Annotated in this window: 11 protein-coding genes and 1 pseudogene; 4 read left to right on the top strand and 8 right to left on the bottom strand. The window is 43.2% G+C overall.

Annotated elements, in window-relative coordinates:
* Positions 1–36 precede the first annotated feature (36 nt).
* Positions 37–540 carry a DoxX family protein gene (locus tag ACKA06_RS16790; RefSeq protein ID WP_032086295.1) on the bottom strand — a complete coding sequence of 168 codons (504 nt, stop codon included), beginning with the start codon at positions 538–540 and terminating at the stop codon, positions 37–39.
* Between the two features lie 282 nt (positions 541–822).
* Positions 823–1,977: a nucleotidyltransferase domain-containing protein gene (locus tag ACKA06_RS16785; RefSeq protein WP_411160224.1), complete on the bottom strand. Its 1,155-nt coding sequence runs from the start codon at positions 1,975–1,977 to the stop codon at positions 823–825.
* A 169-nt stretch (positions 1,978–2,146) separates the two neighbouring features.
* On the opposite strand from ACKA06_RS16785, the gene ACKA06_RS16780 reads away from it, so the two are divergent.
* Positions 2,147–3,763 carry an ABC1 kinase family protein gene (locus ACKA06_RS16780; RefSeq protein ID WP_411160223.1) on the top strand — a complete coding sequence of 539 codons (1,617 nt, stop codon included), beginning with the start codon at positions 2,147–2,149 and terminating at the stop codon, positions 3,761–3,763.
* A 45-nt stretch (positions 3,764–3,808) separates the two neighbouring features.
* Here the strand turns inward: ACKA06_RS16780 and ACKA06_RS16775 are convergent, their stop codons facing one another.
* Both ACKA06_RS16775 and ACKA06_RS16770 read right to left on the bottom strand, forming a co-directional pair.
* The gene (locus ACKA06_RS16775) at positions 3,809–4,903 is read right to left on the bottom strand and encodes a diguanylate cyclase (RefSeq protein WP_411160222.1); all 1,095 of its coding nucleotides are present in this window, start codon (positions 4,901–4,903) and stop codon (positions 3,809–3,811) included.
* Between the two features lie 453 nt (positions 4,904–5,356).
* The gene (locus ACKA06_RS16770) at positions 5,357–5,605 is read right to left on the bottom strand and encodes an MGMT family protein (RefSeq protein WP_052011374.1); all 249 of its coding nucleotides are present in this window, start codon (positions 5,603–5,605) and stop codon (positions 5,357–5,359) included.
* Between the two features lie 219 nt (positions 5,606–5,824).
* Between ACKA06_RS16770 and ACKA06_RS16765 the strand changes: the two genes are divergently transcribed.
* Complete coding sequence (locus tag ACKA06_RS16765) at positions 5,825–6,574, top strand: Cof-type HAD-IIB family hydrolase (protein WP_032086291.1); 750 nt, start codon at positions 5,825–5,827, stop codon at positions 6,572–6,574.
* Between the two features lie 75 nt (positions 6,575–6,649).
* Here the strand turns inward: ACKA06_RS16765 and ACKA06_RS16760 are convergent.
* The 4 genes and pseudogenes from ACKA06_RS16760 to ACKA06_RS16745 form a co-directional block, all read right to left on the bottom strand.
* Positions 6,650–8,783: pseudogene (locus ACKA06_RS16760) on the bottom strand (AAA family ATPase).
* Between the two features lie 234 nt (positions 8,784–9,017).
* Complete coding sequence (locus ACKA06_RS16755) at positions 9,018–9,638, bottom strand: hypothetical protein (protein ID WP_411160221.1); 621 nt, start codon at positions 9,636–9,638, stop codon at positions 9,018–9,020.
* 83 nt (positions 9,639–9,721) lie between these two features.
* Positions 9,722–9,892 (bottom strand): hypothetical protein, encoded by a 171-nt coding sequence (locus ACKA06_RS16750; RefSeq protein ID WP_156416127.1) that lies wholly within the window; start codon positions 9,890–9,892, stop codon positions 9,722–9,724.
* Between the two features lie 388 nt (positions 9,893–10,280).
* The gene (locus tag ACKA06_RS16745; RefSeq protein ID WP_058296997.1) at positions 10,281–12,335 is read right to left on the bottom strand and encodes a catalase; all 2,055 of its coding nucleotides are present in this window, start codon (positions 12,333–12,335) and stop codon (positions 10,281–10,283) included.
* A 205-nt stretch (positions 12,336–12,540) separates the two neighbouring features.
* Here ACKA06_RS16745 and ACKA06_RS16740 point away from each other — a divergent pair, with 205 nt between their 5' ends.
* Both ACKA06_RS16740 and ACKA06_RS16735 read left to right on the top strand, forming a co-directional pair.
* Positions 12,541–12,945, top strand: coding sequence for an HIT family protein (locus ACKA06_RS16740; protein WP_411160220.1), 405 nt, complete (start codon positions 12,541–12,543; stop codon positions 12,943–12,945).
* Between the two features lie 169 nt (positions 12,946–13,114).
* Complete coding sequence (locus ACKA06_RS16735; protein WP_411160219.1) at positions 13,115–13,747, top strand: DUF4004 family protein; 633 nt, start codon at positions 13,115–13,117, stop codon at positions 13,745–13,747.
* Positions 13,748–13,757: the final 10 nt, after the last annotated feature.

Here is a 13,757-nt window from a genome sequence, read left to right as displayed (position 1 = left end):
CCCGGAATCAAATCCGGGTGGCTTTTTCCGTTTTATTTAAACGACGATTGCTTTTTTAGGATGGCCGCCTTTTTTATGAAAGAGGTTCTGTTTCAAATAAGGCATCACCCAATGATCTGCGCCCCAGTAATATGCTCCTTTTCCGGTAAAGAGAAGGATTACTGCAACAGTCAGTAGAATCGGATTCGTGCTCACTGTGCCAGCCATAAGGAAGTTCAGATTCATGAATGCCGCTGCGACCAATGCAGGAATTGTCATCAGTCCGGTAATCAAACCTAAACCTGCAAGGACTTCTCCCCAAGGGATAAGAATATTGAATAATTCAACATTCGGTACAGCAAATTCTTTTAGAAACTCTGCATACCAGCCCTGCACCGCCGGATTTTCTCCTGCAGCCTTGGCAATCGCCCCCTGCAGGAAGCCGCTTGCGTCAAATCCATCCTGTATCTTATGCCACCCTGCTTCAAGCCATTTAATACCAAGCCAAATCCTGAACACTGTCCATACAACACTAACTTTTTCATTATGCCACCATTTCATGATGGTTCATCTCCTTGTGTTTTATTGTGAAATATTTCACAAATATAAGTAAAAAATAATTCATTCAATCAGCTGATATTGCGGTTTGTTTGTGAAATTTTTCACATTTACTTTACACTTATAATATACTCCTTCCACCTCCTGCTTGCAATAGACATTGGTACAGTTCATAAAGCTGTCAAAATTCTCACCTAAAGGTGATGGGACTTTTCAAAATTTGAACATCATGCTTTTGAAAAGTCCTTCTTCTATAGTAAAACTGATCCTGAATTCAAGTTAAGCTTACACTACCATATTCACAATCTCTTCCACCCACTCTGCCTGCTCATCTAATCCAAGCAATGCAGAGAGGCGGCTATGTACATCCTTGAATTCAATCGCGATATTCTTCATCACTTCAAGAATTCCCTCTGGATCCCTTCCGGCGTTCCAGCCTGCCAGAAGTTCCTGCTCCCTCTGATCAAAGGGAGACCTTTCCCCTTCATACTTAGACCAATCCCCCGGGGCATTCGGCTGTCTGCCGCTTGTCATATCCCATCCGGCGGCCACCGACCACCTCATCATATCCAATGAGTGCAAGGCATAATAAAGTTCTCCCCTCATCACCCTCCTGTAGACTTCATGCATATGGGCAAAGAATTTACTTCTCCACACCTCGAATTCTATCAGCGAAGGTTCATAATAAAGGTCTCTTGATTGTTCACTGACTGCAGTGACGGTTCCATTTGGATCATATTCTATCTGTGTTTCTTCTTTTAGATAGAGGGAAGGCCTCAAATCTTCTTGCTTATAGTAAAAAGCATCCACCTTCACAAAGTTATTATAGTGTGCTACCGTGTGCATCGCCCATGGAAAATCCTCGTAAAATAAGACATCTCCCCATCGCTCTGCCCTTGCCTTTTTGTTCTTTCTGTATTCTTCATACATTTCATCGTTAACTACAATCCGTAAATCAAGATCGGAATAACGATCGTGATTGCCTCTTGCCATTGATCCGCCGTAGAAAAAGGCGAGTATATGTTTATCATTTATCAGGTCTTTTTTTATAGATTCCTTGATTTTGTCCCGTTCGCTGATTAATTTGGCATCTCTTTGTTCGTGATTCGTTTCTACACTCACTTCCTCGCCCCTCTCTTTCACTATATGGAAGTTCTCCTCCCTGATCTCATTTTTTTCAAAAACAAGCAGAGCCTGAAATTGTTTAAATAAGGCTTGGATTTCTTCATCTTGATTGATTAACTGAATGCTGCTCTCATACTCTTCTTCGTTTCTATAGCGGGTAATCTCCATCCACTTCGAAGGGTCCTCCCTGCTTTTAAGGTGAAGTGAATGGGAGTCTATATGGCGGCTGTAGATTTCCCCCGCCTTTTCTTGAATTTCCAAGTACTCTGTTTCTTTATCCGGCTGGATATGATATTCATAGACTTTAATAAACATCTGTTCAACTCCATCCTCTCCCTGCCAACTAACGCAAATAGATAGTAGTACTATCTGAATTTTACCACATATTACCTTCCTCTTTCTTTTCATTTCAGTTATTGTAAGAGTAAATAGAATAGACTTGGATATTGAATGATAACGGAAGATTTCGTATGGAGGATGGGACATGAAATCACATAATAAGCTTTGGAGAATGTGGAAAATCATTTCGCTTGCTGTTTCGATTGTCTTCAGGACGTATTGGTATGAGCTGAGGGGAAAATCGGAAGCAGAGAAAGACAGATTGTGGGAAAGGATCGGGCATGAGTTCAAATCAACGTTGTTTGAACTGAACGGGGTGCTGATCAAGGTAGGTCAGCTGATGAGTATACGAGAAGACTTGCTGCCAAAAAGCTTTATTGATCAGATTAAAGATCTGGTGGACCATGTCCCGCCTTCTCCATGGGAAGAAATAGAAAAGGTACTGGAAACGGAGTGGAAGTCTCCTGCCAAAACGAAACTGGATACGATCGATAAGAGCGCAGTAGCTTCAGCATCAATAGGGGAAGTGTATAAAGCGTGCCTTACAGATGGGACACCGGTGGCAGTTAAAGTTCAGCGTCCTGAAATTCCTGCACTGGTCAAGACCGACTTCAGGTCGCTTTCCATCATTCTGTGGTTTGTGAGACACTTTGCACCGATCCCAAAAGGATTTATCAATTTTAAGATGCTCTATATAGAACTGAAACAGGTTATCGAACAAGAGCTTGATTTCTATAAAGAAATGAACACGGCTATTAACTTCAGACAAAGATTCAGTGAACATCCGGGTGTTAAAATCCCGAATGTCTATCCAGAACTGTGTACAGATAAAGTACTGGTCATGGAATGGGTGGAGGGTGTGCGTCTTAACGACACTGCCCGGATTTCAGGTTACGGTCTGGAAGGCGAAAAACTAGGTCAGCGTTTATTCCAGCTCTTCCTTCCACAATGGCTTGAGGCCGGTACATTCCATGCAGACCCTCATGCAGGGAACATATTGATTCAGCCTGATGGGACCTTTGTTTTATTGGACTTCGGAATGGTCGGTGAAATCACGAAACGCGACTCTGTTCATTTTCAACAACTGCTCGAAGGAATCTTGTTGAAAGACTACCATAAAGCAGCAGAAGCCCTTTCGCAATTAGGGTTCTTATTACCGGAAGCAGACCTTAAGAGCATTGAAAGAATGCTGGAGGAATTTGTATCGATCGACATGGAACAATTCAAACAGATGGATCTGATTTCTGTAAAAAAAGAGATGAACGATATGATGAAGACCCTGCCCATACAGGTCCCGACCCGCTTCATTTTCCTAGGCCGCTCGTTTGCCACGGTGGAAGGGCTTGTTTATACCCTCTGCCCTGAAAAAGAAACACTCGATATCATGAAGCCCGCTTTTCTTAAATGGGTAAAATCCACTGACCGCAGTAAATGGGACCTGCTCCTTAAATGGATAGGATCCCAACCTTTATTCCAGGGAATCCATAAAGTTCGTCAACTGATTGAAATTCCCGATCGATTGATTATACAAAAGGATGATCAGCAGATAAAGAATTTCCGATTTACACTTTACGAAAATCAAAAGAAGCATGCTTTTATCCTCTTTGTCACAGGAATGATCTTTTTCAGCTATGGCTTTCAAGCAGATACAGAAATCCTTTGGCAAGGAGGCACAGCAGTTTCAGCAATTGGGCTGGCAGGTTATCTCATTACCGGTATAAAACAGAAAAAGTGGTTGAAGAAAATTAAAAATCGCAGTTGAATCGCTAAAAAGCGTTACTTCTCTTGATGTGAAGTAACGCTTTTTTTATCTGTACGAGCATTCCCAGCTCGTACATACGATATTTCTGCCATTTTGTTTGGCTTTGTAGAGGGCTTCATCAGCATCTTGAAAAAGGGACTCTTCTTTCTCTTCCACAGGATTGAACGCTGAAACCCCTATGGAGACAGACAATTGGAGTTTCCCCTGATCCGGCAGAAGAAACCCTTGTTTAAATACCGCTTCCCTTACCCTGCCGGCAATTTCTTTTGCATCTTCAACCGTACATTTAGGAAGGAGAAGCGAAAATTCCTCTCCACCATTCCGGGATAAAATGTCTCCCGATCTTGTCAATCTGCTCAATAATTCCGCAAGTTGTTTTAATACTTCGTCACCCGCCTGATGACCATAAGTATCATTGATCTGCTTGAAATGATCAACATCAATCAGGCATATTGCGCATGTTTCATTTTCCTCGATCGCTTCTTTGACAATACGGTTATAATGGGTGTCAAACGAACGGACATTATAGAGGCCAGTAAGCGCATCCCGCTGGGCATTTTCTTTATATTGATAATAGCGTTCGCTCGTTTTTCTAATATAATCAACGAAATACAGTGTCAGATACCCCCCGATGAGTGTACTGACAATGTGAAACAAGGCATAATCAAGCACGGTGCTGTAATCTTCAACGACGATATAAAGCGCAGCAGAGAAAATCAATTGACTGTACAGGAGCAGAGCGGTCCACCTTTTCCAGGGCCCTCCTTTCATATACCTCACGATCAAGCCTGCTCCACCTGCAATGGTAAGCATCATATAGAGCGCAACATAAGACGAGAAGTTGACGTCGATCAGAAAACGGCCCGTTATGATGACAACAGCTGAAATGATCGTCGGCAGGAATCCTCCATAAAACGCTACCAGGATGACCGGGATGTGCCTGAGATCAAGGATCGTGATATTATTGACACCGATGCTGTAGTGCATAAGGATAACACCAAGTAAACCTGCCAGTATACCATCGACTATTTTTATGTAGAATGGTGAACTCATGGTCAGCCTGTTTTTCCTGAACAGCTGATGCCACACAAAAGTGAACGACATTAGGAGCGAAATATTTATTACTAGATCACTAATCATATCTGGATCTTTCCTCACATTTTTTGTATAGGTAAATTATACCGTATTACCGTATGAGTTTTCACGTTTTATTTAAATTTTACTCTAATCCCGCTTTTGGTTTCCGTGCAAGACTATGCTATCAGGGGGTGACCCGTGAGCCTTCTGATATGAACGAGACCACCAAAAAATTGACCCACACAGATTTTGGTTATGTTTTTAGGCAATCTTAAATAGACAAGCTCTTTTTGACTTCTCTACTTATTTGGTTCCATACATTGCCGCTATTTAATTCCGTGCAAAACTTCGCTTTCCGCGGGCGGTGGGACTTCGCTCAGAGGCGGGTGGCATAAGAAGAATTGGCCACTTCTCCCGAAGGAGTCTTCGTCTTGCACTCCATTCAAAAGCTGAATTTGACTTATATATTCTTATCTCACTAAACTCACTTAATGACCTCTTACTATTCATCCGGCATCATAACAGGTGATGTCGATATCGTCCCAAATCTACTTTACCTTTATCATTTAAAAGTACACCTTCTGATTGAAGGAGGTGTTGTTGGTAATTATATTGTCCTTTTTCTTTGAAACCGATTTCCCCTTTGCTGTTGATGACCCTGTGCCAGGGGAGATCATGTTTGCTGCTCATTGAATGGAGGATTCTTACCACTTGCCTGGCTCCTCTTGGACTTCCGGCGTATGCGGCTATCTGCCCGTAGGTCATGACTTTCCCGGAAGGAATGGATTTTATGATGTCTATCGCTTTTTCTGTGAAACGTTCCAAATGATTTTTACTCCTTCACAATTGATATGTTTAGTCTTCCTGATTATATGCAATAGTAATAGAGGATGAAAGAAAGATGCAGATAAAGTCTCTTTCCTACACTAATCTATACTTTTATATTAAACTAAACAGTAGCAAATTTGAGAGGACGTGAAAGTAATGACAATTAAATTGATTGCGCTTGATATGGACGGGACGCTTGTGAATCATGAGGGCGAGGTTTCCCCGGAAAATGAAAAAGCCATCCAGAGGGCAAAAGAAAAGGGAATCCATGTGGTATTGAGTACAGGGCGTTCTCTTCGTAACTGCAGGGATATTTCCGACCAGCTTGGCCGTTCATCTTATTTAATAACGGTGAATGGCGGCGAAATTTACGATCATGGATATAATCTGGTGGACAGTACCCATCTGGATACCAAACTTGTAAAAGCACTGTGGGCATTAAAGGAAAAACATGATGTATACTTCTGGTCATCGACCACACAGGGCATATTCAATACCCAAAACCCTTTCGATCAGGAAATAGATGCTTATAATTGGTTGAAGTTCGGCTTCGATATCCAGGACGATGAAGTGCGTAAAGTGGTGATGGACGAATTGTTGAAAAATGAAGCACTCGAAATTACCAATTCCAGTCCGACGAATATTGAAATCAATCCAGCTGGCGTGAACAAAGCGGCTGCACTTGTAAAGGTATGTGAACGGCTGGACTTGTCCATGGAAGAAGTCATGGCGGTTGGTGACAGTATGAATGATATAGCCATGATCCGGGAATCAGGTTTTGGAGTGGCAATGGGAAATGCACAGGAAGCAGTGAAGGAAGCTGCCGACTGGGTCACAGGCATCAATACAGATCACGGAGTAGCACAGGCGATCGACAAGGTGCTTGCTGCTGTCGAATCTAAATAACAAGCACTTTTCTGCAAGCTGATAATAAAAAGCGTGATCCCTTTGAAAAGGGATCACGCTTTTTTAATAGTAGAATTACTTAACAGTGATTTCATCATTTTCAAGAGTCACTGTCACTTGTTTCACTTCTTCTTCCTCCAGAAGCAGATCGGCGATTTTGTCCTCTACCCTTTCCTGGATTACCCGGCGCAACGGACGGGCACCGAATTCAGGGTGATAGCCAAGTTCAACAAGCTTATCTTTTGCCTCTTTTTCAAAGCTGACCGTAATGTTTTGATCATTCAATTCTTGTTGAAGATCTTCAAGCATCAAATCAAGTATTTGAAGAAGCTCTTCTTTATGAAGTGACTGGAATTCAATGATACTATCAAAACGATTCAAGAATTCCGGCTTGAAGTAAGAACCAAGTGATTGAAGGATGTTCGTTTCCTTCACGGCATCCGTGCCCCCGGTGGCAAACCCTACGACTGCTTCCTTGACATTCGTCACACCTGCATTACTTGTCATGATGATGACTGTATCTTTGAAGCTTACGGTTCTTCCCTGGCTGTCTGTCAAACGGCCGTCTTCAAGGATTTGCAGGAACATATGCTGAACATCGGGATGAGCCTTCTCGATTTCGTCCAGCAGAATGATTGAGTAAGGGTTCCTTCTTACTTTTTCAGTCAATTGCCCGGATTCTTCATGACCTACATAGCCCGGAGGTGAACCGATCAGTTTGGATACGGAATGTTTCTCCATATATTCACTCATGTCCAGGCGGAGCATGCTGTCTTTGGAACCGAATAGTTCCTCAGCCAGCGTCTTCGTCAATTCGGTCTTACCGACGCCAGTCGGTCCCACGAATAAGAATGTACCGATTGGGCGGTGTTTCGCCTTCAAGCCTGCCCGGCTGCGTCGGATCGCTTTCGCCACCTTTTTCACCGCCTCTGCCTGCCCAATCACTTTATTTGAAAGGTTCATTTCAAGCTCTTTCATTCGTTTCTTGTCATCACTTTGAAGTTTGCCGACCGGAATGCCCGTCTTCGCTTCAATGATTGACTGGATCAGCTCAGGTCCTACTTCAGTTCTTCCCTTGACACCGCCGTTCTCAAGCTGCTTTTCAATTTCTTGTTCCTGGTCACGCAGTTTTGCTGCTTCTTCGTAACGCTCTTCTTTGGTAGCCTGCTCTTTCATTGCATGGATTTCATTCAATTTCTGATGAAGTGCAGATGTATCTTTCCCTTCTGACTGAAGGTTCATTTTCGCACCCGCTTCGTCCATCAAGTCGATCGCTTTATCCGGAAGGAAACGATCCTGGATATAACGGTGAGACAATTTCACGCATGCCTCGATGGTTTCATCTGTAAAAGTGACACCATGATACTCCTCATACTTACTGCGCAGCCCCTTTAAGATGTCAATGGACTGCTCGGGAGTCGGTTCATTCACCATTACCGGCTGGAAACGGCGTTCAAGAGCCGCGTCCTTTTCGATTTGGCGATATTCCTTAAGTGTGGTCGCCCCGATCACCTGCAGTTCACCACGTGCAAGTGCAGGTTTTAAAATATTGCCTGCATCCATGGAACCTTCGGCAGATCCTGCTCCGACCAGCTGATGAATTTCGTCGATGAATAACATGACATTCTTGCGGTTTTGAAGCTCGCTGATGATGGATTTCAATCTTTCTTCAAACGACCCGCGGACACCGGTACCGGCGGTCAATGAAGCTACGTCCATCACATACACTTCTTTGTTCAACAGCTTGGACGGTACCTCCCCATCAACGATTTTCAGTGCCAGTCCTTTCCGCGATTGCAGTTTTACCGACACCCGGTTCACCGATGAGTACAGGGTTGTTCTTATTACGTCTGTTCAGGATTTCAATGACTCGCTCTACCTCTTTATCCCTTCCGATAACAGGATCGATCAGACCCGCCCTGGCAGCATGGGTTACGTTGCGGCCAAATTGATCAAGAATACCGCCGCCATTGCCCCCAGTTTCCGTTTTAAGCTCCTGGTGATTTGATCCGGATGCGTGCGGCTGGGCTCCACCCATACTCATGCCTTTGAACAATTCATCAAACGGGAAACCGCCATTTAATCCTGATGGCATTTTAGATTGTTGTTGGAAGCATTCCGTACACATCTGCATTCTTGTCTTATGGTTGTTGACTCTTTTGTACACTTCCACTGTTGCCTGGTTCTGATGACATACCTGACATTTCATACAGTATTACCTCCTATTGAATTCGTTTTTATATAGTAACCATTTGTTTAAATAATTTGTTGAAGGTCAAGAGATCATTGTTTGACTTTGACTTTCTTTGACCTTATGACTACATTATAATTTGACCTTTTTTGACTTTCAAGGTTTTTGCTTATGGAAATTTTTAGCTAAAACTCTAACCCCTTATATGTAAAAATATAAAAGCTGGCTAGAAATTCGCCAGCTTCCCCCCTGTTAATACCACAAATCACATTCGTCATATTCGTAGTCAACTTTGTACGAGTTATTTTTGGATTTGTTGTTTTCATTTTTACAATCTTCTCTACTGTCATTGCTTTGAACCTGATTATTTTTTGATTTATTTTTACGTCGTGATGCTGCTCCATCAATCAGTTTCATAAGATCCATGCCCTGGACAAGGTTCAATAGGTTCATCGGGATGATATTCCCTGCTCCCCCATTCCCCTGAAGCATAGAACTGAAGCCATTCATCAGCGACTTCGCGTCAAGTTCTTTACCAGTCGTCAATTGGCTGAGCTGCTGCTTAAAAACATCATTGTTTAGAATCCCATTCATCAGTTGCTGAAGGGTATCTGTGTTGAGTGCATCCGCCTTCAAGAATGCTGCCGCTTTATCTTTCAGTGGCTCCATTCCCTTAAGGTTTTCCGGCATGATGGATTCAAGGTGAGTTTTTAGAGAATCGGAATGACCCTTTATCTCTTTATTCAGTTCATTCTCTTTAATCGCGGAAGTCATCATTTCAAGAACCGACTCGATAGGTAATTGCCCGTCTTCTTTCTTGACTTGTTCCTGAAAAAGTTTGTAGAGCTCATCTAACATATTTTTGTTATCCATGTATATGGTCCTCCTTTCTATTATTATGGATAGTTTATAGAAAGCGGTTGTTATAACCGCTTTCCATCGTCTTTCACCTGTTCTTAAAATAATGCGCTGATAACTAAAATAATCAGTAAAGCAATCCCGATAATTAATGCAGCGATCGGAGCAACACCTAATGTGATCAGGAAGGCCACTACTAACAAGACAAGAAGAAGCTTAAAGTAATCAAATTCCTCTGCAGCAGCATGATGAGCTGGACCTTTTGGCATGAATATCCACCTCCTTGTTCATTTCTTTAATATACTATGGTTGTCCATATGGAAGTGTTTGTTATAGATAACTAGTATCTAGCAAAATGGGTGAATGGATTGATAGGGTGGCATTGAAATAAATTCAACGGGGAATTAAGAGGCTAGTGGTAGTTTAGGTTCTAAACCCGCTTTTGATTTCCGTGCAAGACTTCGCTTTCCTCGGGTGGCCCCTTTAGGTCATTTCTTTTAGAATTCTGCGTCTTGCACCCCCATCAACCGCTGGAAAGAACAAAAAAATTAAACAAATAAAAAACCCGGGCTGCTTTGCTAACTAAAATGCAAAGCAGTCCGGGTTTCACTTATACAAAACACTTTTGTCTCAGCCTTTATTTCAGATTCCTCTTATTCAGACGATTTCTCGGTTCCAGTGACGATGGGCTGCAATCGCTTCAATGAAATCGGATGTAAATGTGTCTATTTTCTCAGCTGTCACAACACCTGCACATTGTCCGATCCCGATGTCTTTCAATAAGGAGACCCCTTCATGGGTTGCACCAATAGGTTTGAAGTGTACAAAGGCTTCTTTTACAAAATAAGAAGTATCCTGTTTGAACTTCTTATCAAGCTCTTTTCCGCCGACAACATAGATACTGTCAAACAGAACGGAATCACATGTCAAGAACGTATGATCCACTTCCAGCTCTTCCCCTTCACCGCTTTTCAGCATACCAAGTTTGCTGCTGATGATTTCCGGCTGAAGGCCTTCTTCTTTCAATTCTTTAAGCACGCTTTTGACTTCCCTGCCGCTGAAGCCGCTCTTGACAATGACTCCAACTTTTCGTGTATGAGGTCTCTTGACCGTATTCTCCTGACTTAAAGCAGGAGAAGATTTTGTCACTGTGGAGCCCGGACCCTCTGGAACCTTGGCCCCGATTGCTTCCGCAAATCCTTTTGCCATCTCAAGACTCACATTTGCGAACATATCGACTACCTGCTGCTGGACGGATTTGCTCATGACTTTACCGAGTTCAAAGCTGAAGGCGTCTATGATGTGTTCTTTCTCGGCTTCACTCATGCTGTTCCAGAACATGGCGGCCTGGGAGAAATGATCTTTGAAGCTTTCACTTCTTGTACGGACTTTGCGGCCTTCCACCTTTTCCTGGTAATGGGTATAGCCGCCTTCCTCTTCACTTGCTGGTGCCGGGGTGTTTTGAGCAAGGGAATTCTTATGGTAGCTCACCTGGCCTTTATTGATTGTATGGCGGGAATACCCGTCACGCTGATTATTATGGAACGGACAGACAGGACGGTTGATCGGCAGCTCATGGAAGTTCGGTCCGCCAAGACGGATAAGCTGTGTATCTGTATAAGAGAACAGGCGGCCCTGGAGTAAAGGATCATTTGAAAAATCAATGCCAGGCACGACTGATCCAGGGTGGAAAGCTGCCTGTTCCGTCTCTGCGAATACATTATCCACATTTCTGTTCAACGTCATCTTCCCGATGATTTTAACCGGTACTTCTTCTTCCGGCCAAAGCTTTGTCGGATCCAGTACATCGAAGTCGAAATTGAATTCGTCTTCCTCCTTGATCAGCTGCACGCCGAGCTCATATTCCGGGTAGTCTCCATTCTCGATCGACTCATGCAGGTCGCGGCGGTGGAAGTCCGGATCCTTACCGTTGATTTTTTGCGCTTCGTCCCAGACAAGGGAGTGAGTCCCAAGGACCGGTTTCCAATGGAATTTAACGAAGTGGGCTTTGCCTTCTTCATTCACAAACCGGAAAGTGTGAACCCCGAATCCTTCCATCATGCGGAAGCTTCGCGGTATCGCACGGTCGGACATGGCCCACATGACCATATGGGCTGATTCCTGGTTATTGGCGATGAAGTCCCAGAATGTATCATGTGCTGTTGCTGCCTGGGGCATCTCATTGTGTGGTTCCGGCTTGATCGCATGTACCAGATCCGGGAACTTGATCGCATCCTGGATGAAGAAAACGGGAATATTATTCCCCACCAAATCATAGTTCCCTTCTTCCGTATAGAATTTGGTCGCGAATCCGCGGGCATCCCTGACCGTCTCGGCGGACCCCCTGTTTCCTGCCACCGTTGAAAACCGGACGAATACAGGGGTTTTCTTGGAAGGATCCTGTAAAAATCCAGCTTTCGTATATTCTTTCATAGATTCATAGACTTCGAATTCACCGTGGGCTGCGAATCCCCTTGCATGGACGATCCGCTCGGGGATACGCTCATGGTCGAAATGTGTCATCTTCTCACGGAAATGGAAATCTTCCATCAATGTGGGACCGCGCTCGCCCGCTTTTAGCGAAAACTCGTCCTCTGATACCTTCAACCCTTGATTGGTCGTCAGATGTTTCCCGCTGTCATCTACACGATACTCTTCAAGCTGTTCATTTTTGCTGTTGCCGTTCACTTTGCTTTTTTTCTCGTTACTCATTCCCTCATTCCTCTCTTTTACTATGTTAAATACTATGGTGATTCTATACCCGCAGTCTGTCGGTCTAAACATTTCTTGGAATGAATGGTATGTTAAGGTTTCTGTCATCTCTCATGAAGTAATGTCCGCTTAGGTACCTGCTCCCGTATGAAATCATGGTATACTTCAAATGGAACAAATATTCAAACAATTAGGAGTGACATTCATGAAAGAAGATACCAAATGCCCCTTCTGCCACCCGCATGAAGATTCCGATCAAAACATCATATTTGAAAATGCCACATGCTACTTCCTTCAGCACAATCAGCAGCAGGATGTCCTTGAAGGATGCGGCGTGATTGTCCCAAAGAAACACCAGCAGGATGCGTTCGCCCTTACGAAAGAGGAGTGGAATGATACATATGAACTTCTGCAAAAAGCTAAAATGTATCTTGATGAGAGATTTGGAGCAGACGGGTACACCCTCGGATGGAATGCAGGAAAAGTCTCAAATCAGTTCATTTTCCACAGCCATTTTCACATCATTCCCCGTTATAATGATGAGCCCCTTGCCGGTAAAGGGCTCCGATACTGGCTTAAACAGCCTGAAAACAAACGCCCAAATAGATAAAACGAAGACTCGTCCCCCTGCATTATGCAGGACAGGACGGGCTTTATCTTTTTACCAGAAAACAAAAACTGGAAAAAAACATCTTTACAACCGTAACATTGTTCTGCTATAGTTCATATAAAGTAACGTAACAATGTTTTGTTACAAAAGGAATTGAGGTGATTGTTCCTTGGATGACAATCTAATATCGAAAAAAGAAGTGTTGGAACTGACTGGGATTTCGTATGGTCAGCTCTACCGCTGGAAACGAAAACATGTTATTCCTGAAGAGTGGTTCATCAAGAAATCCAGTTTCACAGGTCAGGAAACTTACTTTCCGAGAGAAAAGATGCTGGCACGAATAAAAAAGGTGAAAGAACTGAAAGATACCCACTCCCTGGATGAACTGTCAGATTTCTTTTCACCAAATCCAGCGAAGATTGAATTATCACTGGATGCATTGAAGCTGCAAAAGATTCTTCGAACAGAAACGATTTCATTCTGCACCCCCTTTTTAAAAGACGGGAATGCATTAGAGTTCCCCGAAATTTTGAATATGTTCATACTTGAAAAAGTGCAGAGCCGCTTGGACCAAGACGACTTAAAAACCCTCTTTCTTTTTTTGCAGAAAGATTTCGATGCATTTAACAGTCCTTCATTTGAACTCAGGGGACTTAAGAAACAGAAAAACGTCATTTGGCTGTTAGTTCCGCTGCAGACCGGCATTTTGACAGACCAGTCAGCTGAGACGATTGTGAAGCTTGATTTACTCCAGATGGTTGAAGAATTAAAAATCATTTTAACGAATGAAATAAATGGATAAACAGGAGGAA

This window comes from Rossellomorea oryzaecorticis, assembly GCF_045897515.1.
Lineage (GTDB): Bacteria > Bacillota > Bacilli > Bacillales > Bacillaceae_B > Rossellomorea > Rossellomorea enclensis.
The sequence above is the reverse complement of the archived record's forward strand: the minus strand, read 5'-3'. Positions and strand labels throughout refer to the sequence as shown.